Below are 21394 nucleotides of genomic sequence, written 5' to 3'. Positions count from 1 at the left end.
TTTTTCACGCCTTGCCTGATACACCAACGCAAAACTGGGAGATTTTACGGAATTGAGGGATTCTCGAGGGTGAGAGCAAAAGAGTGGACCCTACCGGACTCGAACCGATGACACACGCGGTGTAAACGCGTTGCTCTACCAACTGAGCTAAGGGTCCGCGGAATATCATAACCGCGAAATGCTCAGATGGAAAATTTACGGAGTGTAATGGGCGCTGGACCACACTCAGCAAGCACCCAAAGCACCTAGCCGAGGGTAGCCGTTAGCTCATGACCTGAAAGGCCGTCCATCCAATTGGCAGAAAACGGGTGGTGGTTACCACGAGGCCAGCAGTGCTCGCTGCCTCATTAACATCTTCCATGGGGACGGCGAACTCCTGGCGCGGATCTGGAACCATCAGCCAAATATAGGCCTCGTCATCCGAGAATCCCGCCCGGCAGTCCACGAGGAAATCAGCGAGATCATCGGTATCGCCATCGTCGCTCCGCCACCACGCAATCGCCCCATCGGCGGCGCCTCGGTAATCCTCGTCTTCGAGCTGCTCGCCCGTGATTTGTTCTATCTGCGAGCGCAGTTCCATATCGACGTCGTCGTCGTAACCAAACTCCTGTATCAGTTGGCCAGTTTCGAAGCCGAAATCTTTACCCGTTTGCCGGGACACATCCGCCACCTTTCGCGTGATCATATAGCAGCCGGTTTTGGCTACTTTCACGATAATACGTAACTTCGCGGTACGGCGCGAGATGCCGGGGCTTAAGCGGCCTAAATTACGCTTCGTGAGAGTTATCCCATCTCGCTTGCTAAATACCAGTGGGGTCTTAGGGCCTAAACCGGTAATCTAGATACCATCGCGTGATGTGCAACCATCGCGCAGACGAACTTACAGAGGAGTAATCGTGAGTCAACAGCCAATTAGGCCGCTTATCAACGGCTTGCTTAGCCAGGTTCCTGACATCAACCCGGAAGAAACCGAGGAATGGATTGAATCGATTGAAGGTCTCATCGAAAGCCAGGGTGCTCCACGCACTCGTTATCTTCTTCAGGCGATGCAAAATCATGCTCGGCGGCGCGGGATTACGATCCCGCCGAATATCGTCACGCCCTATGTGAACACAATCGGCATCGACGATGAGCCCTACTATCCGGGCGATGAGAATCTCGAGAAAGAGATTCGCCGGTGGACCCGCTGGAATGCAGCGGTGATGGTGACTCGTCAGCAGGATCCGGATATTGCGGTGGGCGGTCATATTTCTTCGTATGCCGCGCAGGCCACGTTGTACGAGGTTGGTTTCAATCATTTCTTTCGGGGCAAGAATGCGCCGGGCGGTGGCGATCAAGTGCTGTTCCAGGGGCACTCCTCCCCCGGTAACTATGCGCGTGCTTTCCTTGAGGGTCGCTTGACCGAGGCAGATCTTGATTCATTCCGTCAGCAGGCTTCGCGCCGCTCGGGTGGGCGTGGTCTGCCCTCGTATCCGCATCCGCGTCAGATGCCTGATTTTTGGGAGTTCCCGACGGTTTCGCTTGGTCTTGGCCCAATTTCGGCGATCTACCAGGCGTGGTACAACCGCTACCTGCACGAGCGTGGTTTGAAGGATACCTCGCAACAGCGCGTGTGGGCGTTTATTGGCGACGGCGAGATGGACGAGGTTGAGTCGCGCGGCGTTTTGCATCTTGCGGCCGGCCAGAATCTGGACAACCTGACGTTCGTGATCAACGCGAACCTGCAGCGTTTGGATGGTCCGGTTCGCGGTAACGGCAAGATCATTCAAGAGCTGGAGGCCTCGTTCAAGGGTGCCGGCTGGAATGTGATCAAGGTCGTGTGGGGCCGCGAATGGGATGAGCTGTTACAGGCCGATAAGGATCGCGCTCTTGTGAACCTGATGAACGAGACGGTCGATGGTGATTACCAGACGTTCAAGGCTAACGACGGCGCATACGTGCGCGAGCACTTCTTCGGCCGCGATCCGCGCACCAAGGCGATGGTTGCCGATTGGTCGGATGAGAAGATTTGGAGCCTGAAGCGTGGTGGCCACGATTACCGCAAGGTGTATGCGGCTTACAAGGCTGCAACCGAGCACAAGGGCCAGCCCACTGTGATTATTGCCCACACGATTAAGGGTTATGCGCTTGGTTCAAATTTTGCCGGCCGCAATTCAACCCATCAGATGAAGAAACTGAATTCGGATGATTTGAAGCTGCTCCGCGATACGCTCGAGTTGGACATTTCTGATGACCAGCTTGAAGATCCGTATGAGGCTCCTTACTTTAAGCCGTCGCCGAAGAATCCGGCGCTTGAGTACATGCACGAGCAGCGGCGTAAGCTCGGCGGTTACCTGCCCGAGCGACGCGTCGTTGAGCAGGGCGTGGCCTTGCCGGCTGAGAAGAATTGGGATGTGCTTAAGGGTGGCTCCGGCAAGCAGAAGGTCGCGACCACGATGGCGTTCGTGCGCCTGCTCAAGGATCTGTTGCGCGATAAGGACTTTGGCTACCGCATTGTGCCGATTATTCCTGATGAGGCGCGTACCTTTGGTCTTGATTCGATTTTCCCGACGGCCAAGATTTTCAATGTTCACGGCCAGAATTACACGGCGGTGGATTCGGATCTTCTCCTGAACTACAAGGAGTCGGAGAAGGGCCAGATCATGCACACGGGTATTACCGAGGCGGGTTCGAACGCTGCGTTCACCGCCGTCGGAACTTCGTATGCGACGCACGGTTTGCCGATGGTTCCGGTCTACATTTTCTACTCGATGTTCGGATTCCAGCGTACGGGCGATCAGTTCTGGCATGCGGGTGATCAGTTAGCGCGTGGGTTCATTATGGGCGCGACGGCGGGGCGCACCACGCTGACGGGTGAAGGCCTACAGCACATGGACGGTCACAGCCACGTGCTTGCCTCGACGAACCCGGCGATTGTGCAGTACGATCCGGCCTATGCGTACGAACTTCGCCATATTATCCGCGATGGCATTGTGCGGATGTACGGCGATGGTTCGGATGGGCGTGACCAGAACGTCATGTACTACATCACGATCTACAACGAGCCGATCCACCAGCCGGCCGAGCCGGAGAACGTGGATGTGGATGGCATCTTGAAGGGCATCTACCGAGTAGAGCATCCGGAGGGTGATGGCCCGACGGTTCAGCTGTTTGCTTCCGGTGTTGGTGTGCCGTGGGCACGCGAGGCTCGCGAGATGTTGCGTGATGACTGGGGCGTTTCCGCTGGCGTGTGGTCGGTGACCTCGTGGCATGAGCTACGTAAGGACGGGCTCGAGGTTGACGAGTTCAACTACCTCAACCCGGATAAGGAGCCGCGTAAGACTTACTTGACGCAGAAGCTCGAAGGTGAAGCCGGCCCTGTGATTGCGACTTCGGACTTTGAAAAGCAGGTCCAGGACGCGATCCGCCCATGGGTTCCGACCGACTACTACGTGCTCGGTGCCAATGGCTGGGGTATCGCGGATACGCGCGCTTCCGCACGCCGCTACTTCAGGATCGATTCCGCGTCGATGGTTGTGCGTGCCTTGCAGGCTTTGGCTGATCGCGGTGAGATCGACCGTTCGAAGGTTGGCGAGGCGATTGCGAAGTATGGCCTTCTGGATCGCGAACAGGGCGAGGATGGCGTTGCCAATCCGAATGAGCCTGCCGTGTAGCGACTGCGAGCCAGTTGGCTGACTAGTGCAAATGGGGGTGCCTGCGGGCACCCCCATTTTTATGCCCGGCGGCGGGCCGTTGTAAAATTACAGGCCCATGTACTCCTCAGCGAGACGCGCACCTGCACGTTTCAGAGCCTTAGCCAGCTCTTCGACGTCGGCCTTCACCGCATCTTGGCCGGTGTAGGTGACTTCCTTAATGATCGCCGGCGCGGTGGGATTGTCGAGTGCAGCCATGATGCCCGCATGATAAGGATCAGCTAAGTATGGCGTCTTTGAAAGCCGAATAGTCGCGACGGTTGGCATAAGTGGTGAGCTCCGGTTCGTCGTATTTCCCGGGTACCTCATTGGGGTTGGGCATAATGCCGTTCTCGTGCTCGGCAAATCCAAGACCGTCGAAACGGTGCCACGCGTAGTACACCCACGCAGTCGGCTCAATTTCTTCGGTGACGGGCTTGCCGAATTCGCCGTCGTTGACGATGTCGATACCCGCATCGAACTGGCGCGAAACCACGCCGTCGATGTGTTCTTGGAGATGCTCGTCGAACTCCGCTCGGCCCATCTCTCCCTTTTGCAGGGCGATGTTGTCCTTGATGAGTTCTGCAGGGCGCGGCAGAGAGCCGACGTGTGTGGTTTAAATTGTGTTCGCCATGCGTGGGTTCCTTTGAACGACGACGGTTGCCGCGGTTCAGTATAATGCCCGCGCAAACGGCGAGCTAACGGAAGTCACCGGAATCTCGCATTTGTCTTGGACTGTGTCGAGGCATGAGGTTTCACGATATCCAATAGCTCACTCGCTAAAATAACAATTCAGCAACACATTCAACATATTAGAAATACTGAAGAATAACGACACCAGCGTTGAACATACTACGCCCCCGCGTCTGAACCATGAGACAAAAAATTTTCAGCCACCCAGTAAAGAGTTGTTCCGTCATATTTCCACATGTCGAGCGCGGAACCCGACGGCGGCTCAACGCCTGCCTGCTCGAATACAGCGTTACGGAGACTTGTTGGAGTCCACTCGTTCTCGGGTTCCCATTCCCAATATAATGGCTTGTTGGTGTTTTGCTTCCAAGTAAATTTGTTTCGTTCCGGCTTGGTTTCAAGCCATTTTTTCACTTTCTCGGACATCTCAGGCTTAAGCCGCACGGAGAGGTCCAACTCAATTGATGCCCCCAGCGGAATCAGCTCATTGTCGCTAATGATTTGGACAGATTTAGCTCTGCGTTTTCGGTCATCAATCTCTCGCCGCGCATTCCCGACCGATTCTGAGCCGGTAGCGCGAAGCCGGTGCCTTTCTGGGTCCACCACAGGATATAGCCTGCGGAAAGCCGCAACAAGAGGTTGATGCGCGTTTGTTCTCTCAAACATTTGAGGGCTAGGCAGGCTGTTGGTTCCAGGTTCGGCGAACGCTTCGAAAATGGTGTATTCATGACATTCAATAACGATATCTGGTGCCACATCAGCGAGCCACATTGCGGTTGTCAAAACTTGTGCCGGAAACGTTTCGGCGACAAGAATAATGCGCGGAAGTTTGAACAGTTCTTCCGTCCATTCCTCTTCAACGTGATCCTCGAGTTCTTTGAGAGCTTCATCAGGACTGGTCGTGTTGGATTGACTTTCGTCTGAAAATCGAGTTTTGTTCTGCCAATCCGCATGCGCTTCTGCGAGCTTTTCCTTTGTAAAGGTCGACGTCATCGCTGCATAATTAAGCCCTTGCAATAGTACTTTCTTGTCTTGACTGCGCTTTAGCTCAATAACGACGAGTTCCCCGCTCGTCGAAATAGCGAGGATGTCAAGACGGTCTTGAGCTCTCTCCTCTTCAGATTCCCATTTGTTGTATTGAGTGGTAACAATTTTAAGGGAGTCGTCGATAACCTCGATATTAGCTATGATCCATTGCTCGAGATGCTGTGGTTCGGTAAGTCCGTGCGTCATCATGGACGATGGCTTAAGAGGCATAGCGCTTCTCCCTTGAACGTGGATAAGCTTAACCATGAATCTAATTCAACAGAACTCAAGGTATAAACTCAAGACGCTTAACAAGGGAATTTTTCATCATGGATGAACCGGTGCTTACCGCGTCAGATTTCAAAAAGGCTTGACCAAAGATGACGTTCTAACCCACGCGAACGAACTTGCCGCCCACTTCGAAAATTACGACCCCAGTCCCGACAACGAACTGAATCCCAAAGCCGTTCTTCTCCTCAATAACGCATTTTGCGTCTGATCCGCCATGGAACGTCAGCTCATCGAGGCCGTTCGAAGGGCACGCGGAAGTGGAAACTCGTGGGCATAACTGGATCCTCCATAGACAGAATCCGGGAAGATACGACGGACCTGCGCTTTAGACCTCGGCAACATACAGTCGCTCCGCCTGAGCTAGTGCTTCCTTACGGAAGTATGGATTCTGAATCGCGCGCTTCACAACGAGGTCGACATTGCGACGCGTTATAGTCATATGCTCATCTCGGACTGATACATAGTCCGCGAAAATATCATTACGGTTTGGGAAAAATCGACGAGAAAGTCAAAGTCACTGGACTCGTTATGCGCGCCCGTCAAAGCTGACCCAAAGACGCTCAGCTCCATGACGCCGTCTTTCGCGCAGCATCGGCGATTGCCACGCGGTCAAGGTCGGCTAAAAGAGTCATATCGAAATGATAGCTGGACCCTTAAGCCCAGATTCACAGGCTCACATTCAATATCGTCGTCCGCGCGCGATTACGCAACGAAATCACTATCTTGGTGGCCCACTTTCCCTTGTTCTTAACTTGCCAGCAAAACGAAGGCACGAAGCCCGTCGGGTTCAACATCACGAACCTCCGTAAAGCCAACCGATTCGTAAAACGCTCGCTGGCCAGGTTCGGCATCGGTGAGTAGCACAGTTTGACGGACGTTGAATGGTTCAAGCGCTTGATGAAGCAACTCGCGGCCAACACCCCTGCGCTGATATTCCGGATCCACGAGAATGTCCTGGAGGTAGGCAATGGTAGCTCGGTCAGAGATGACGCGCGCCAAACCAACGAGTTGTTCATCATCCCACGCGGTGACCACACGTGTCGAGTTCTCGAGGCCACTCATCAACGAAGGAAGGTCGTTAGTGTATGCGCTCCAACCAACTGAATTGTACAGATTGCGCACATCGTCACCGGCTGGAACCACATTAGCATAGCTAATACTCATGTCGCGATCCTAGTTGATTTATCAAGTAAACAACCAGCGGACATTTGAGGGATCTCTCGGGCCCTTTTCTCCGATTTTTCCTAAGATCGGTCCGGAATCGTCCCGCAAATGTCACGTACACACCCACCTAGGCGTAGACTAGGCGAGCTACACGTGTGACGGAGGGTTTAGTTGACTATTTTACGGCTGGGCTGGCACTTCCTTAAACGGAAGAAAGCCGCATTGGGCGGGATTATCATCCTTCAAACCCTCCAAGTCCTCCTTAGTCTCGTTCTTCCGGCAATCAACGCCCAGATTATTGACGACGGCGTGCTCCCCGAAAACACCCAGGTGATATGGCGGCTTGGCGCCATGATGCTTGCTATCGCAATCGTGCAGATCTTCGCGATGGTTGGCGCAATTTACCTCGGCTCGAAAACGGCCATGGAATTTGGCCGAGAGCTACGTGCCCGCACATTCCGCCAGGTCCAATCCTTTTCAACCTCCGATCAGCGCCAGTTCGGCGCCCCAACGCTCATCACTCGCACAACCAACGACGTCACTCAGGTTCAGACCGTCACCCTCTTAACCTTCACGATCATGGTCACGGCGCCGCTCATGGGTTTCGGGGGCGTTTTCATGGCGATCCAGCAAAATGCCCAGTTATCGCTACTGCTCGTCATCGTGGTGCCCGTGCTTGCCGCCCTCATTTTGTTGGTTATGCGGGCGCTCCTCCCCCGCTATCAAATGCAACAAAAGCGCATCGACCGCATCAACACCCTTCTGCGTGAACAGTTAACTGGCGTTCGAGTGATCCGCGCGTTCGTCCGCCAGCGCGCAGCTCGCGAAAAATTCGATGTGGCGAACAAAAAGCTCCGGAGGGTGTGGCTTGAGATCGGCCTTTTGTGGGCGTTTATGATGCCGGCGGCGAATCTGATTATTGGCGCGGCATCTGCTGGTGTGGTCTGGTTTGCTGGCCACCTGATCGTCGGTGGCGCGATGGAAGTCGGAGCGCTCACCGCCTATATCACCTACCTGATGATGATCATGATGGCAGTGATTATGGCGGGCATGATGGTCATGTTCCTTCCGCGCGGCGAGGTTTCCGCTAAGCGCTTGCAGGAGATTTACGACGTCGATCCCTCGATTTCCGCGCCAACTTCGCCTATACCGCTGCCCGCCGGTCCCATCGACTTCGAGTTGGATCGCGCATGTTTGCAGTATCCGGGTGCCGAAGAGCCGGTTCTCAGCGATATTGACATGCGTTTCGAGCCGGGAAAGGTTACGGCTCTGATCGGATCGACCGGCGCAGGCAAGTCTTCCGTTGTTCGGCTACTCCCCCGGCTGATTGACGCATCGGGCGGGCAGGTTCGTGCCGGTGGCATTCCCGTCACCGAGCTGGATCCCAAAGAACTGCGTTCACGGATCGCGCTTGTTCCTCAGCGCGCCTTCCTCTTTTCCGGAACGATAGCCTCGAATGTTTCGGGTTCACCCAAGCCGAATGCACCGATAGATCCCGAGCGCGTCAAGCGAGCTCTGCAAGCCGCACAGGCATGGAACTTCGTCGAGAAGCTCGAGAACGGCATCGATTCTGACGTGGAGGCGGGGGGCAAGAACTTCTCCGGTGGCCAGCGTCAGCGGCTAACGATCGCCCGGGCAATTTACCGCTGCTTGCCTGACGCCACCGGCCACCGCCAGGCCGACCTGCTGATCTTTGACGACTCCTTCTCCGCCTTGGATTACGTCACCGACGCGCGGCTGCGCGTGGGTTTGCGCGCCTTCGTCGGCGATATTGCGATATTCATCGTGGCCCAGCGTATTTCCACGATTCAGCAGGCGGACGAGATCCATGTGCTCGACGCCGGCCGGATCGTTGGCCGTGGCCGCCACGAGGATCTTCTCCACACTTGCGTGACCTATCAGGAGATCGTGGCTTCGCAGGTGAGTGTGGAGGAGGCACGATGAGCCGGATGAACCAAAGCCAAGCCGCCACTGAGGCACGTGATGCCCGCGCTGCCCTTCGCCAGTTATGGAACCGGCTTTCCGAGGATCGCCTACGCGTCTTTCTTGCTCTGTTCCTCATGCTGGTCTCGGCGGTTGGCGCGGCGCTTGGCCCGAAGTTCTTGGGCGATGCGACGAACGTGATTGTGGATGGCATACGCGCCGACGGCGCTGACTTCGGCGATCTGGCACGGGTGCTTGGCGTGGTGATCGGCTTGTATGCAATTGCGGCGATCACAAATTTTGTGGCTGGAATTTTTATCCGCCAGCTGGTCCAAAATCTGGGTTACCGCCTGCGCCGCTCAGCACAAAACAAGATCGACCAACTGGCTCTATCTTGGCTGGATCGCCAACCGCGCGGCGATATCCTTTCGCGCGTTACTAACGACATCGATAATGTTACTCAAACGCTGATGCAGGCCTTTAATCAAGTGGTTATCTCGGTGTACACCGTGATCGGCACGGTAGCGCTGATGGTCTGGATCTCGCCCTCACTTTCGCTTGCCACCCTGGCCGTCACCCCGCTCGGGATCGCGGCCGTCGTCGTGATTTTACGTAAGTCGCGCCCGCAGTTTCGCACGCAGTGGGCGAAAACTGGCGAGGTTTCCTCAATCGTGGAAGAGTCATTTACGGGCCTGGATGTTGTCACGGCCTACGGCCTGGAGGAGGATTTCGAGGAGATTTTCGACGAGGCCAATCACGAGCTTTTTGTGGCGGGCTATAAGGGTCAGTTCATTTCGCAGCTTTCGCAGCCGACCATGGGTTTTGTCTCCAATCTCGGGTTCGTGATTGTGGCTGTGATGGGCGGCCTGCAGGTGATTAACGGGCAGCTCACGATTGGCGGCATGCAGGCATTCATTCAGTATTCGCGCCAGCTGAACCAGCCGGTTTCCACGCTTGCCTCGATGGCGAGTTTGCTGCAGTCTTCGGCGGCGTCTGCCGAGCGGATCTTCGAGTTTTTGGATGCGCCTGAAATGGCCCCGGATGCGAGCGCGAACTATGAGAACCTGATTTCGGAAACTGACCGCAGCGGCACGATCACGTTCGAAAACGTCGAGTTCGCCTACGAAGAAGGCATCCCGGTGATTAACGGGTTGAACTTAAACGTGCGGCGCGGGGATCAGATCGCGATTGTCGGGCCAACCGGCGCCGGTAAAACCACCCTGGTCAATCTACTCATGCGTTTCTATGAGATCGACGGCGGGCGCATCGCCCTCGATGGCGTTTCCACTCGCGATTTTTCCAAGGATTCACTGCGTTCGCAGATCGGCATGGTTTTGCAGGACACGTGGTTGTTCGAGGGCACGATCGAGGAAAACATTGCGCTTGGCAAAGAGGGAGCGACCTTTGACGAGGTGGTCGCGGCAGCAAAAGCGACGGGCGTCGATCGGCTGATCCGTCAGCTTCCCGATGGTTATCACACGATGATCGACGACGAGGGCGGCAATATCTCTGCCGGCGGCAAGCAGCTGCTGACGATCGCACGAGCATATCTATCGGATCCGGCCGTGCTGATTTTGGATGAGGCGACGTCGTCGGTTGATACACGCACCGAAATGTTGGTGCAGCGCGCGATGGGTGAGTTGCGCGAGGGCCGCACGTCGTTCGTGATCGCACACCGGCTCTCCACGATTCGTGACGCCGATCTGATCATCGTGATGGTCGATGGCGACGTCGTGGAACAAGGCACGCATGAGACTCTGCTTGCCCACCGGGGTGCCTACCATGACCTGTATCAGTCGCAGTTCAGCAATCTTTAATCCGCAAACGTGAGGGGTTTTGGTGACCTGCGAGGGGGCGTAGGTTCAGGTGGTCATTGCATCGTTTAGTTGCTGGGCAAGAGTCCTCGCAGGTGGCGCTAACCTTTGGCGCTCACCTTACGAGTTGGACAGATTGCCAAGGATGTCGAGCAGCTCGGCGGGGGTGGCCGCAGTTTTCCATGCGAGCGCCACCTCGTCGGGCCAAGTATCGCCCCAGGTCACGAGGATCGTCCGTACGCCATATTGCTGTGCGCCTTCGATATCGTAGATGCGGTCGCCCACCATCACGACGTCGTCGCGCCACTGAACGCCAGAGCTCGGCTCACCTGCACTCGGTTCACCTACGCTCGGCTCGCCCGCGCCTTCGCCCAGGTGCCCGGCCTGCGCCAGCTGATCCAAAGCCGTTGCCACGACGGCCGCTTTACCCAGGTGCACTTCCTCCGGGTGGCAGCCGCACAGCGTATCAAAGTAGTCGGTGAGCCCAAGGTTGCCGACCACCTCTTCGGCGAGTGCCTGCAGTTTCGACGTCGCAAGCCCAACCGCAAGCCCACGTTCACGAACGGCGGCCAAAAGCTCTTCCATTCCGTCGAAGGCAGGCGTCATGTGGTGAACTTGTGCATAGGCCGCCCGGTAGTGATCGATGTAGCTTTCAATCTCCGCCTCGGCTACGCCCATGTGGGCAAAACTCTCATTCAGCGGCGGGCCCACGTATCGCCGGTAGGCGGCGTCGGGCTGATCCACGCCGGCCAGCTCGCGCATGGTCTGCGAAATCATGCTTGTGATGATCGGGCCGGAATTGGCCAGCGTGCCGTCCAAATCAAAAAGAACTGCTTTAAGCATTACACATCAAACATCGAGATATCGCCCGCACCGACTCTCTCGATCATCGCCTCTCCGCTCGATAGGTCGATCACGGTGGTCGGGCCATCAACGCCAACAGGCCCGTCAACAACCACGTCCAGCGCGTTACCGAGCCGTTCGTTCACAACCCAGCCTTCCGACATCGGCTCCTCTTCGCCCGGCAAGATCAGCGTGGACGACATGAGCGGCTCGCCCAGTTCGCCCACGATCGCCTGGGTGATATTGTGCTCGGGAATCCGCGCTCCCACGGTGGCTTTCTTCGGGTTGAGCATCATGCGCGGCACTTCCTTAGTGCCTTTCATAATGAACGTGTAGGGCCCGGGCGTGAGCGATTTGATCAGCCGGAAGAACGCATTATTCACAATGACCAGCGATCCCAGCTGCGCAAAATCGTGGCACAGCAACGTGAAATGGTGCTTCTCCCCCACTTGGCGGATGGTTCGGATCCTCTCCAAGCCGTCTTTGTTTGCAAGCGTGCACGCGATCGCGTATCCGGAATCGGTGGGAAGTGCGATCACTTCGCCCGCGCGCAGGCGGTCCACCACTTTTCGCACGAGCCGCGTTTGCGGATTGTCCGGGTGGATTTCAACGAAGGTTGCCATTAATTTGCCTCGTCCGTGGTGGCGATTGCCAGGGAGAGGTCATCGATGACGTCCTCCGGCGCGCCGGCTTCCTTGAGGATCTCCACGTATCCGCGGGCCTCGTCAATCTTTTTCGCTTCGAGCGCCGCGTTCGCAAGCTCCTCGCCCACTGCGACAATCTGCGTCTCGGGTTGCCAGCGGCCAAGCCCGAGCTGAATTGCCGCTTCGTGTTGCCCTGTTTCTCGCAGCAGCTTCACCCCTTCTGCAAGCGCGAGCCCCGTTTCGTCGCGATCCGCCGCGGTCTCAAGGAAACGCCGCGCCGATTCGGCGTCGTTGGTTCCCGAAAGGCGGGCGAGCTGGACGAGCGGATACCACGCCCGCGAATCCGAACCGATCTCCTCGGCGAGCGCATACAGCACCAACTCGGGGTCGGTGGCAGGCTCGTCGGTATCCGGGGTCACCCTCTCACCGGTGAGCGGGTCGGCCGGATTACGATCGGTTTCGGCATTCTTGATAATCGAGGCGAGCTCCTCAAACGCCGCGATATCATTCGGATCGTCCGAAAGCGTGTCGCGCAGTTGAACAGCTCGCTGGATGTGCGGGGTGTCCTCGCCGTGGTGAGACGCATCGAACAGTTGCCGCATGAGTTCTATAAATGCCATAACCTGATCCTAACCGATTCAGTTTTCCTGCATGGCTTGGAAACCTATTCTAGGAGTGAAATGGCCGACCGCCACGATCTTGCACTTGCCCGCGCCCGCGTGCTTCTTGCCCAGATTGCGCCCGAAATTCCGGAAAAAGAGATCGTTCCGCAGGCGCACTTGGTTGACGATCTCGGGCTTGATGCGGTGTCGATTTGGGCGCTAGCTGCGGGTTTGGAGAAAATGGCGAAGGTAGAGATCAACGACGCCGATATCACGGCTTCCACCACAGTGGCCAGTTTGTTGGAGCATGCGCTTTCTGATGTGCCGCTGGAATTTCTGGAATCGACTGGTGGCGAGGCCGACACGCCAGCTGAGGCGAAAGGTACGAACGGGCACGCCACCGATGCGGGCATGGCGCAGGGCGAAGCAAGTGCGGCGCAGGGCGAACCGGGCGCGGAGGAGCCGGAGGATTTGCAATCCGCGCTGGAGGATTTAGCGGACCTGTTTAAGTCTTGACGTTGCCCTTTGGCCCGGCAGATTTAACCCACGCGGTGTAGCCAGCGCACGGGAGCCCCCGCGCCGGCGTAGCGGAACGCTTCAAGTTCGTCGTCCCAGGCTTGGCCTAACGCCACGTCGAGCAGGCGCCGAAGTTCTTGGGCATCCCCGTTCGAATCTTCGATCGCCGCGCGGATCCGATTCTCGGGTACGACGACGTTGCCGAGCTGGTCGGTTTGCGCGTAGAAAATTCCGAGCCCGGGGGTGCATGACCAGCGGCCGCCGTCGGTGGTGCTGGTGGGTTCTTCCGTGACTTCGAAGCGCAAGTGTTCCCAGCCGCCGAGCGCGGATGCGATCTGCGCGCCGGTGCCGGCCTCGCCTGTCCAAGAAATTTCGCCGCGGTTCATGGTGGGTGCGGCTGGTTGCTTCGTCCACTCAAAATGGGCGGGATAGCCAAGCACGCTTGTTACCGCCCATTCAACGTGTGGTTGAACGGCCGGTGTTACCGAATGAATAAATATGACGCCTCGTGTGGCTTTGTTGTTCACCGTGACCTCCTATTGGGTGAAATTCCCCGTAACACCCGGGAAGGTCCGATATCTCAAGAATGCCACACGGGCGGGCGAAAGTCACGCCATGGGGACCTCGTGATTGAAAATAGCGGGAACCGTGGGCGCAATAAACGTGTATCCGTGTTCGAGAAGCTTTTGCGGCATGACCCGCTGGGAGGCAAGCACAGCTTCATCCGCGAAGTCTTGAAGCGCCAGGCGCATCGCAAATTCGGGGGCGCGCAGGAAAGCGGGCCGGTTGACGTGCTCGGCCAGTGCGCGGTGCCAGATTTTATTCGGCACCGGGTCCGGGCTGGTCATGTTGACCGGGCCTTCGATGCTATCCGTCAGCAGAATATAAAGCAGCGCACGCACGTAATCATCGCGCGCGATCGTGGCCATCCAGTTCGTGCCATCCCCCAATTGTGTGCCGAACCCAATGCGGTACAGGTGTTGCAGGATGCCGAGCATTCCGCCGCTTGCGCCCATTACGAGCCCGGTGCGTGCGGTGACGGTTCTGATGCCGGCATCGGCCGCCCGATTGGCCTCGCCTTCCCACGCTTCGCAAAGTTCGCCGAGGAAGCCTCCGCCATTGGGGCTGTCTTCCGTGAGCACGGTATCTCCGTTATCTGGCCCGTAGTAGCCGATCGCCGAGCCGCTGATGAACACGTGGGGCCGGTCGTCGCGGGCGATGAGCGCGTCGGTGATTGTGCGGACGGAGTCGATCCGCGAATCCCACAGGATCTGCTTGTAGGAATCCGTCCAGGGCTTGCTGAACAGGCCCGCGCCGTTCAGGCAGATCACGGCGTGAGCGCCGTCAAGGGCGGCCTCGTCGATTTGGCCGCGAGCCGGGTCCCACAGGAAGTTCTCCACCCAGGCGACCGGCTCGGCGTCGTCGCTGCGTACGAGCCGCCGCACGTCGTAACCTGCCGACACTGACGCTTCGATCAGGCGCGTGCCAATGAATCCGGATGCGCCGGCGAGCAGGAGGATCGGTTTCATGCTTGTTTTTCCCTGAGTTGGCGGAAGGCTTCTTTTTTAAGTGAACGTTCGAGGCGGTCGATGTAGAGGTAGCCATCGAGGTGGTCAACTTCGTGTTGGACGAGCTGGCCCCAAATGCCGTCACCTTCCACGACGACGGGCTTGCCATCGAGGTCAGTTCCTTCGGCGCGTGCGTAAACCGCGCGTTTGCAGGGAAACCACAGGTCGGGAACGGAGAGGCAGCCCTCGTCGTCGTTTTGAAATTCATCCGTGGACATATCGGTGATCACGGGGTTGAGGATGTAGCCCATGTTGCCCTCGATATTCCACGAGAAAGCGCGCAAGGAGACCCCGATTTGGTTGGCGGCAAGGCCGGCGCGGCCGGGTTCGTCGACGGTGTCAAGAAGATCTTGGACCAGTTGGCGCACGCCGGGCGTGATTTCTTTGATCGGATCGCAGGGTGTGCGCAGGACGGGGTCGCCGATTATGCGGATGTCTCGTTTAGCCATGGGCCTATTGTTTCACTCGATGGGCGTGTGGCCAAAGCCGGTTGGCTGTGGGGTGGTTGCCCTTATTCCGCAAACGCGAGGGGTTCTGCCCATCTGGCTCTAGCCCGCACTGCTCTCACACTGTGCTCGTCTGGGACCTCATCCCAAACGCGAGGGGTCCTACCCACCTGCGAGGGGAACTACCCCTCGCGTTTAGGCACAACTCCTCGCATCTGTGGGCGGCCCGGACAAAAGCCTTCGCATCTGTGAGTGGTTTGCCCCAGCACTTTGGCATTCGGGCAAGTTGGACTGTGACTAGTCACGAATGATTTCAGCAACCTGCTTGTGCGCTTTGACCGCCTCCGGAATCGGCAGAATCGGATACACGTGGTTCATTTTCTCGCCCACGCGCCAAACCTTCGCTACTGAATAAGCTCTTCGTGCTTTCGACGCGTCTCCTCAAAGAGCTCGGGCCCCACTAGCTGTTCGGCAAGCTCGACGACTTCGCGGTAGGCGTCGGCGTCGTCGGTGGAGCCTCCCATGCCGCCGTCGTCGGTACTCAACGTCCACGAGAATACTTCGCCGTCCGCGTTTGTGGCCCCGTTGTCTTCGAGTTTCATGACTGCCTGGCAGAGCTCGGCGCGTTGTTCGGGCGTGATGTCAATAAATTCTGCTTTTGTTAAGTGATTTTCGTATAGTGAGCCGTCAACGGTGTAGTGAAAATTCAAGTAATCCAGAATGTCGATGCTCACTGCCCAATGAAAGTAGGTGTCTACGGGTTCTGGCGCGCCTCAAGGAAGAGGAGGCCCGTGCAGGTTTTGCCGCTAACATCGGGGGCATCGGACTCAGCTGACGGTTCGGATGCTTCTGATGTTTCAGCGGTTTCGGCCGTTCCCGTTTCCTTAGTAGCCTCCGACGATCCTGACGTTTCGGTAGTTTCTGCGGAATCTGACGAGCATGCGGACGGGCCAAAAGCTAAAGCGGCGGCGGTGGTGAGTGCGAAAATCTTTTTCATACCCTGATCCCAACGTGAGTGTCTGTGGCGCCGGCGCTAATTTCCTTCTTGTTCAATTAAAGTTTCGTGCTGTTTACGCACGTCGTCGAACATGTCCTGGCCGATGAGTTGTACCGCCAGTTTCTCGGCGTACCAGTAATCGCTGCTTTCGTCAGTCGAGCCTTTGAACTGGCGGCCGCCGGCGGTGAGATCCCACCAAAAGGGCTGCCCGCCATCTTTCTTCATGTCGGGTTCTTCAAGGTTCGTGATCGCTTCGCACAGTGCGGCGTGCTCGTCGGCCGAGATTTTAATGCCTTTTTCTTCGACCAGCGGGTCTGCTACCCCGAAGTACTCTGTGGAATAGGTGAAATCGAGCGTGTGATCGGCGTTCACGGTGGCAGACCACGCGTAGTAGTAATCCGGGTGCACCGACCCTGCGCCCCAGCCGAATTTACCCACGCACGTTTCGCTACCCGCGGCTTGCTGCGTGGGGCTGGTGTGCGTCGGTGCTGTACCAGTTGGTCCCGTGCCCGTCGGTTCGGTGCCCGTCGGTGCGGTACCACTCGGCGACGGCGAGGTTTCGGCGTGATCTACGCATCCGGCCAAGGTCAAAGCTCCGGTCAAGGCCAAGGTAGCGACGACGGGGGTGAGAGTTTTCTTCATAAGCTCAGATTACCGAACGCGGTCAGCTAAACGCCTTGGAAATGCGTACCTTGAAAATCGGCGAGTTTTTCTTGCGAAGAGCGCTAGGGCTAGTGGCTCCCGCGGTTGGACTCGAACCAACAACCCTTCGATTAACAGTCGAATGCTCTGCCATTGAGCTACGCGGGATTGCGACTTGATCACTTTAGCAAACAGATCTGCAAAAGCGAATTTTGCGGGCCGGTTTTTCGGGCAGTGTGGGTGGTTCCACAGGTGGCTTGTCGGGTGGCTTGCGCTAGTCGAGCCCGACGCTCTCGCGTAGCTGGTTTTCGAGGGTGTCGAGGGCTTCGCGGTCGGCGTCGGTGATGTTGGCGTCGACGATGATTTGGGTGAACAGGGTTTCGTCCGCATTGCGGCGGACTTGCCCGCGGGCGATAGCGCCGGAGGGTAGCTCTTCGACTTGGCGGTGGACGATGGAGCGTTCGATGCGTTCGTGGATCATGGTGATGGCGGTGGGGTCGGCTTCGCGTGGGATGGTGAAGCTCATGGGTTCGTGGCGGGGGTCGACGAAGGTGAGGGTGAGCGTGTCCGTGTCGTCGTTCCAGGTGGCGGCTTCGAAGTCGGCCCAGGTGTAGGTTTGCCGCTCCCCCGTTTCTGGTACGACGGCGAAGTGCCCTTCCCAGCCTGCGAGCCAGGTGCCTTCGGGTTCGGCTGGTGTGGCTGCAATGGGCATCTTGCCGTTTTCGTTGGAGAGGTGGGTGGGTAGTTTTTTACGTCCGAACATGTGTGATCTTTTCTATTGCTGGGGGTGTTGCTGGGGGCTGGCTGTCGTCGTTTGAGGTGAGGTTTTGGGCGGCGAAGAATCCGAGGATGGCGAGGAGGATGCCGAAAACGAGGCCGCCGGCCATGATGCGGCGTTGTGAGCGTTTGATTTGTTCGCGTTCTTCGGGGGTGAAGTGGTCCATTTTGCTCGGCTTGCTGGGATGATCGCGAGTTTCTGGATCTTCTTCGGTGGCCATGGGTGGCGCCTTTCATTGCGTTAACAAACGCGTTTATTTTATCTGATCCGACGCCGGGTGGTTAGTTAGTACGTGGACAGCTGGAACGTGGATGGCTGGCGCGTACCTAGCTAACGGTTGGTGGTGAGTACGGCTTCTGCTTCAACGGCGGTTAGTGGCGGGCCGAAGGTGGTGGTGTAGGCGTTTCCGGGCACGGTGTACCAGTTTGGGCTGCCGCCGATTTTGATGGTGACGTGCCAGCGGATGTGTACGGAGGGCGCGTAGATGCCCGGTTGCGAGTATTGACCGCGGGCTTCGCCGTGTGGGTATGGGCCGCCGGGTGTGAACGTGGTGAAGGCCGTGCCGTTGCCGAGATCCCACGTGTAGGAGGTGGGTGTAAGCTGCACTTCGACGGGCGTATTTAGCAGGTTGAGGGTGGCCGAGTATGGGCGGGCGCTTGAGGATAGGTAGACGTCTTTGTTGATCAAAACGTCGCCGGACATCGGTTCGAAGGTGAGAGTGCCCGCGTTGATGATGGTCTGCGAGTTATCGCGAATATAGGTGCCGAGCTCTGCCGGGGTTGGGGCCGCTGGTGCCGCTGCCTCATCAGGCGAAGACCGATCGCCGAAACAATGCGCAATCAGAGCATCGGATGGAGTGAAAACCCGATGGTTACCGTAAAGCCCACCCGCGCGCTCATTGAAATACAGATCGCAAATGTCTTGGCTGGGCGTTCGGGTGGAAAGCGCTGGTGGATACGCGACTGGTGCGAGCGGCGCTGGGCGGATGTTGCTCGTAGACGGCGCACGAGATCCGCCGCTATTGACTTGCGGAGCCGGTGCACGTGATCGCTCCGCACCTCTATGTTCAGCTCCAACTGTCACCGAGGCTCCGCTAACAGAGGTTTCCCAGCTGGTATTCATTTCATCGTCATGCTGGCTGATAGCCAGAATGATCGTCATGAGGACCGAAACTATCAAAGGTCTTCAACTCCGAAGACCTCGGGCACCAAGATATCAAATGATCGTACTTTAAGCTCACCATCTACTTCCTTGAGTCCTATAACCACAGTGTGCTGTCCAGCATCCGTTCGAACTTCTTCTTCGGGCCCGTAGTACACAATTTCGTCACGATCTACCAGGAAATCCACTCGGAAATCTAAGCCTCCTGTGGAAAGGAAAGTCGCTTCCTCAACAACTCCTAAATTGAAGTCAGACCAAGCGCCCGCTTCGTTCGCGACAACCGCAGAATCCACAACCGTCTGGCAGTACTCACACTCCGGGTGCGCGTACTTCTCCCATTCCGTGGTGTCGCCAGTGGCTTTCACATACGGGTAAAGATCAAGATAGTAACGTGCAAGCTCGTAGGCATTGTCGATGTCGATGGCGGTGAGTTCGGGTTCCTCAGGCTTGGGCACGTTTTCGGGCCGCGGAGGGATCGTGTAGTCGTCGGTCGGCTCATTCAATCCCGAATCGTCCGGCACATTCGAGGAACTCGCGCTCGGCTCGGGATCCGAACCACTATTACACGAAACGAGCAGGCCAACGCACAGCGCAAGCGCCAAGAAGCTTGGCACGGCGATGACAATCCGGCGGAGTTTCGGAAATCGACGGGTATCCATGCCTAGATCCTAGGCCGAAACGCAACCCCGTCGTCGTCGTTTTCCACAGGCGAAGTAGACTAGACGCATGGCGCACGATATCAACGATTATTTCCCCAGCTCGCAAGCGCCAAATCTACGCGTCAAGAACGTCGAAGTCCCACCGGCGAGTGCCGCGCTCCCCGACCCGGCCGACCTCGAAGCCGCTCTCCAACCCGCCCTCGCCGCTCTCCAACACAGGCGTATTGCGGCACTAACGGGTGCCGGTCTGTCAACGGATTCGGGACTGCCGGATTACCGCTCCCCCGGTTCGCGCGAGCGCAAACCGATGACGATCCAGCAGTTCATGGCCGAAGAACGCTGGCGCAGGCACTATTGGGCGCGCAATCACGTGGGTTGGCGCGGGCCGAGCAGGGCCGAGCCGAATGCGGGCCACCGGGCGCTGGCGTTCATGGAGGAGCTTGGCGTGGTCAGTGGCGTGATTACGCAGAATGTGGATCGGTTGCATAGCCGCGCGGGGTCTACCACGGTGGATTTACATGGGCGCTTTGATGAGGTCGTGTGTACGAGTTGCGGCGAGGTCAGCCCGCGGGAGGCGCTTCACGGGCGGCTCGAGGCGCTGAATCCGAACTGGATGCCCGATTTTGAGGGCGGGGATGCGATTGCTCCCGACGCCGATGCCACCGTTGCCAACACCCAAGATTTCCGCGTGGCTGACTGCGAGCGTTGTGGCGGGATTTTGCGGACAAACGTGGTGTTCTTCGGAGGTTCCGTGCGGCCGGAGGACTTAGTGGCGGCAACGGAATTGATCGACGACGCCGAAGCGCTGCTCGTCGCCGGATCCTCGTTACCGGTTGGTTCGGCTTTGCGGCTCGTGCGCCGCGCACATAAGTGGCAGATCCCGATCGTAATTATCAACCGTGGGGCCACGAAAGGCGACGAGCTCGCGAACGTGAAGGTACACGCGGGAACCTCGGAGGCACTGACGTGGTTGGCGACTCACCTATAGAAAACCGACTAGATCTAGAGGCGCATTACTCCCGGAGTTTCGGATGCAAGAGTAAATTTAATCTCCAGCGCGTTCATGATTTTCGTGATGGTGGCAAATGACGGATTACCACCCCTAGATAAGGTCTTGTAGAGAGATTCACGGTTAAGCCCAGTTTCTTTCGCGAGCTGGCTCATCCCACGTGCTCGCGCAATATCGCGCAGTACAACTTGGATCGTTTTGGGATCACCGTCTTCGAGAGCTATTGCTAGGTAGTCATTTACCGCCTCTTCACTGTCCAAGTATTTACTTGCATCGAATTTAGAAAACGTTACGTCACTCATTCTCTTTCCTTGCACAACTCCTTAGCCAGTTCACGGGCAACTCGAATGTCCTTACTTTGGCTACTCTTATCTCCTCCAGCGAGCAGAAAAACGGTAACAGTCCCCACTTATGTGAAATAAATCCGGTAACCGGGACGGAAATCAAATCTCAGTTCACTATTTTGCCGCCAAGCGGTTTAATATCTCCGATCATTCTCCCATGGCTTCGCACCTCGCTAGAGCATACGAAATACGACGCTGGGCATGCTTATCCTTCAACTTGTCCAGCCACGCATCGAACAAACAACTGGTGAGAATTTCCACGAACATAAGTGGAGCCCTTCGGCTACAGCAGTCAATAGTGTGGCTAGGTACAATGACACGGGCTCGAACGCACCCCTTAGACGAATCTCTTCGGTATCTTGTTGACAGGGTTCGAGACGGCGTGCTGGTCAAGGCTTCCGGCGCGATCAAGGATTTCGATCAGGCGGTATCGCTCGTCGAAGCGGGTGCGTCGGCTCTCGGAACCAGTGCAGGAATTGATTTGATTCGTGGGGCACCAAGTTCTGAATCCTACTAGCAGGCATTTTGGGATCATGACGCCCAAAGGAGGACTCATGGTCCCGAAATACTAAGTGATCTCGCGTCAAATTCTGCAACGAATACGCG

At 57.2% G+C, this 21394-nt stretch carries 24 protein-coding genes, 2 tRNA genes and 2 pseudogenes; 6 read left to right on the top strand and 22 right to left on the bottom strand.

The window, feature by feature from the left end; genetic code table 11:
* Positions 1–84: 84 nt before the first annotated feature.
* Both J2S70_RS08305 and J2S70_RS08300 read right to left on the bottom strand, forming a co-directional pair.
* Positions 85–157, bottom strand: a tRNA-Val gene (locus J2S70_RS08305).
* Between the two features lie 105 nt (positions 158–262).
* A complete protein-coding gene (locus tag J2S70_RS08300; protein ID WP_407702641.1) occupies positions 263–712 on the bottom strand; it encodes a DUF3052 family protein in 450 nt (149 codons plus the stop codon).
* A gap of 184 nt (positions 713–896) precedes the next feature.
* On the opposite strand from J2S70_RS08300, the gene aceE reads away from it, so the two are divergent.
* Complete coding sequence (gene aceE, locus J2S70_RS08295; RefSeq protein WP_307683251.1) at positions 897–3653, top strand: pyruvate dehydrogenase (acetyl-transferring), homodimeric type; 2757 nt, start codon at positions 897–899, stop codon at positions 3651–3653.
* Positions 3654–3740: 87 nt separating this feature from the next.
* Here the strand turns inward: aceE and J2S70_RS08290 are convergent, their stop codons facing one another.
* The 5 genes and pseudogenes from J2S70_RS08290 to J2S70_RS08275 form a co-directional block, all read right to left on the bottom strand.
* Positions 3741–3890, bottom strand: coding sequence for a hypothetical protein (locus J2S70_RS08290; RefSeq protein WP_307683250.1), 150 nt, complete (start codon positions 3888–3890; stop codon positions 3741–3743).
* A 19-nt stretch (positions 3891–3909) separates the two neighbouring features.
* Positions 3910–4275, bottom strand: a pseudogene (locus J2S70_RS08285) (epoxyalkane--coenzyme M transferase); the annotation flags it as partial.
* A gap of 248 nt (positions 4276–4523) precedes the next feature.
* Positions 4524–5654: a PDDEXK family nuclease gene (locus J2S70_RS08280; protein ID WP_307683249.1), complete on the bottom strand. Its 1131-nt coding sequence runs from the start codon at positions 5652–5654 to the stop codon at positions 4524–4526.
* 459 nt (positions 5655–6113) lie between these two features.
* Positions 6114–6263, bottom strand: a pseudogene (locus J2S70_RS08915) (nucleotidyltransferase domain-containing protein); the annotation flags it as partial.
* 162 nt (positions 6264–6425) lie between these two features.
* Positions 6426–6842 carry a GNAT family N-acetyltransferase gene (locus J2S70_RS08275; protein ID WP_307683248.1) on the bottom strand — a complete coding sequence of 139 codons (417 nt, stop codon included), beginning with the start codon at positions 6840–6842 and terminating at the stop codon, positions 6426–6428.
* 171 nt (positions 6843–7013) lie between these two features.
* Here J2S70_RS08275 and J2S70_RS08270 point away from each other — a divergent pair, with 171 nt between their 5' ends.
* Positions 7014–8786 carry an ABC transporter ATP-binding protein gene (locus J2S70_RS08270; RefSeq protein ID WP_307683247.1) on the top strand — a complete coding sequence of 591 codons (1773 nt, stop codon included), beginning with the start codon at positions 7014–7016 and terminating at the stop codon, positions 8784–8786.
* Positions 8783–10582 (top strand): ABC transporter ATP-binding protein, encoded by a 1800-nt coding sequence (locus J2S70_RS08265; RefSeq protein WP_307683246.1) that lies wholly within the window; start codon positions 8783–8785, stop codon positions 10580–10582. Before J2S70_RS08270 ends, J2S70_RS08265 begins: the two co-directional genes overlap by 4 nt.
* Positions 10583–10699: 117 nt before the next feature.
* Here the strand turns inward: J2S70_RS08265 and J2S70_RS08260 are convergent, their stop codons facing one another.
* From J2S70_RS08260 to J2S70_RS08250, 3 genes are read right to left on the bottom strand one after another with little or no spacing between them, the layout of a single operon-like run.
* Positions 10700–11422 (bottom strand): HAD family hydrolase, encoded by a 723-nt coding sequence (locus J2S70_RS08260; protein WP_307683245.1) that lies wholly within the window; start codon positions 11420–11422, stop codon positions 10700–10702.
* Positions 11422–12045, bottom strand: coding sequence for an L-threonylcarbamoyladenylate synthase (locus J2S70_RS08255; protein ID WP_307683244.1), 624 nt, complete (start codon positions 12043–12045; stop codon positions 11422–11424). The genes J2S70_RS08260 and J2S70_RS08255 overlap by 1 nt, the downstream gene beginning before the upstream one ends.
* Entirely contained in the window at positions 12045–12686 is a 642-nt protein-coding gene (locus J2S70_RS08250; RefSeq protein WP_307683243.1) for a hypothetical protein, read from the bottom strand. Before J2S70_RS08250 ends, J2S70_RS08255 begins: the two co-directional genes overlap by 1 nt.
* Positions 12687–12746: 60 nt before the next feature.
* Between J2S70_RS08250 and J2S70_RS08245 the strand changes: the two genes are divergently transcribed.
* Positions 12747–13184 (top strand): acyl carrier protein, encoded by a 438-nt coding sequence (locus tag J2S70_RS08245; RefSeq protein WP_307683242.1) that lies wholly within the window; start codon positions 12747–12749, stop codon positions 13182–13184.
* A 23-nt stretch (positions 13185–13207) separates the two neighbouring features.
* Here J2S70_RS08245 and J2S70_RS08240 read toward each other — a convergent pair whose 3' ends face one another.
* The 11 genes from J2S70_RS08240 to J2S70_RS08190 form a co-directional block, all read right to left on the bottom strand.
* Positions 13208–13711, bottom strand: coding sequence for a DUF3145 domain-containing protein (locus J2S70_RS08240; protein ID WP_307683241.1), 504 nt, complete (start codon positions 13709–13711; stop codon positions 13208–13210).
* Positions 13712–13792: 81 nt separating this feature from the next.
* Complete coding sequence (locus J2S70_RS08235) at positions 13793–14713, bottom strand: TIGR01777 family oxidoreductase (RefSeq protein ID WP_307683240.1); 921 nt, start codon at positions 14711–14713, stop codon at positions 13793–13795.
* Positions 14710–15201 (bottom strand): peptide deformylase, encoded by a 492-nt coding sequence (locus tag J2S70_RS08230; RefSeq protein ID WP_307683239.1) that lies wholly within the window; start codon positions 15199–15201, stop codon positions 14710–14712. The genes J2S70_RS08235 and J2S70_RS08230 overlap by 4 nt, the downstream gene beginning before the upstream one ends.
* 401 nt (positions 15202–15602) lie before the next feature.
* A complete protein-coding gene (locus J2S70_RS08225; RefSeq protein WP_307683238.1) occupies positions 15603–15932 on the bottom strand; it encodes a hypothetical protein in 330 nt (109 codons plus the stop codon).
* 20 nt (positions 15933–15952) lie between these two features.
* Entirely contained in the window at positions 15953–16195 is a 243-nt protein-coding gene (locus J2S70_RS08220) for a hypothetical protein (protein WP_307683237.1), read from the bottom strand.
* A 36-nt stretch (positions 16196–16231) separates the two neighbouring features.
* Positions 16232–16837, bottom strand: a complete 606-nt coding sequence (locus tag J2S70_RS08215; protein ID WP_307683236.1) for a hypothetical protein — start codon at positions 16835–16837, stop codon at positions 16232–16234.
* Positions 16838–16930: 93 nt separating this feature from the next.
* Positions 16931–17005 (bottom strand) — tRNA-Asn (locus J2S70_RS08210).
* 106 nt (positions 17006–17111) lie between these two features.
* Entirely contained in the window at positions 17112–17600 is a 489-nt protein-coding gene (locus J2S70_RS08205) for a hypothetical protein (RefSeq protein WP_307683235.1), read from the bottom strand.
* The gene (locus J2S70_RS08200) at positions 17587–17835 is read right to left on the bottom strand and encodes a hypothetical protein (RefSeq protein ID WP_307683234.1); all 249 of its coding nucleotides are present in this window, start codon (positions 17833–17835) and stop codon (positions 17587–17589) included. Before J2S70_RS08200 ends, J2S70_RS08205 begins: the two co-directional genes overlap by 14 nt.
* Positions 17836–17945: 110 nt before the next feature.
* Positions 17946–18776 (bottom strand): hypothetical protein, encoded by an 831-nt coding sequence (locus J2S70_RS08195; protein ID WP_307683233.1) that lies wholly within the window; start codon positions 18774–18776, stop codon positions 17946–17948.
* Between the two features lie 14 nt (positions 18777–18790).
* Complete coding sequence (locus J2S70_RS08190; protein ID WP_307683232.1) at positions 18791–19435, bottom strand: DUF6318 family protein; 645 nt, start codon at positions 19433–19435, stop codon at positions 18791–18793.
* Positions 19436–19502: 67 nt separating this feature from the next.
* On the opposite strand from J2S70_RS08190, the gene J2S70_RS08185 reads away from it, so the two are divergent.
* Positions 19503–20423 (top strand): Sir2 family NAD-dependent protein deacetylase, encoded by a 921-nt coding sequence (locus J2S70_RS08185; protein ID WP_307683231.1) that lies wholly within the window; start codon positions 19503–19505, stop codon positions 20421–20423.
* Positions 20424–20437: 14 nt separating this feature from the next.
* On the opposite strand, the gene J2S70_RS08180 is transcribed toward J2S70_RS08185, so the two are convergent.
* Positions 20438–20746, bottom strand: a complete 309-nt coding sequence (locus J2S70_RS08180) for an addiction module antidote protein (protein WP_307683230.1) — start codon at positions 20744–20746, stop codon at positions 20438–20440.
* Between the two features lie 355 nt (positions 20747–21101).
* Here J2S70_RS08180 and J2S70_RS08175 point away from each other — a divergent pair, with 355 nt between their 5' ends.
* Entirely contained in the window at positions 21102–21305 is a 204-nt protein-coding gene (locus J2S70_RS08175; protein ID WP_307683229.1) for a hypothetical protein, read from the top strand.
* Positions 21306–21394 lie beyond the last annotated feature (89 nt).

The sequence above is a fragment of the Trueperella bonasi genome (assembly GCF_030811535.1).
Taxonomy (GTDB): domain Bacteria; phylum Actinomycetota; class Actinomycetes; order Actinomycetales; family Actinomycetaceae; genus Trueperella; species Trueperella bonasi.
This window is presented reverse-complemented; position numbering and strand designations above follow the sequence as displayed.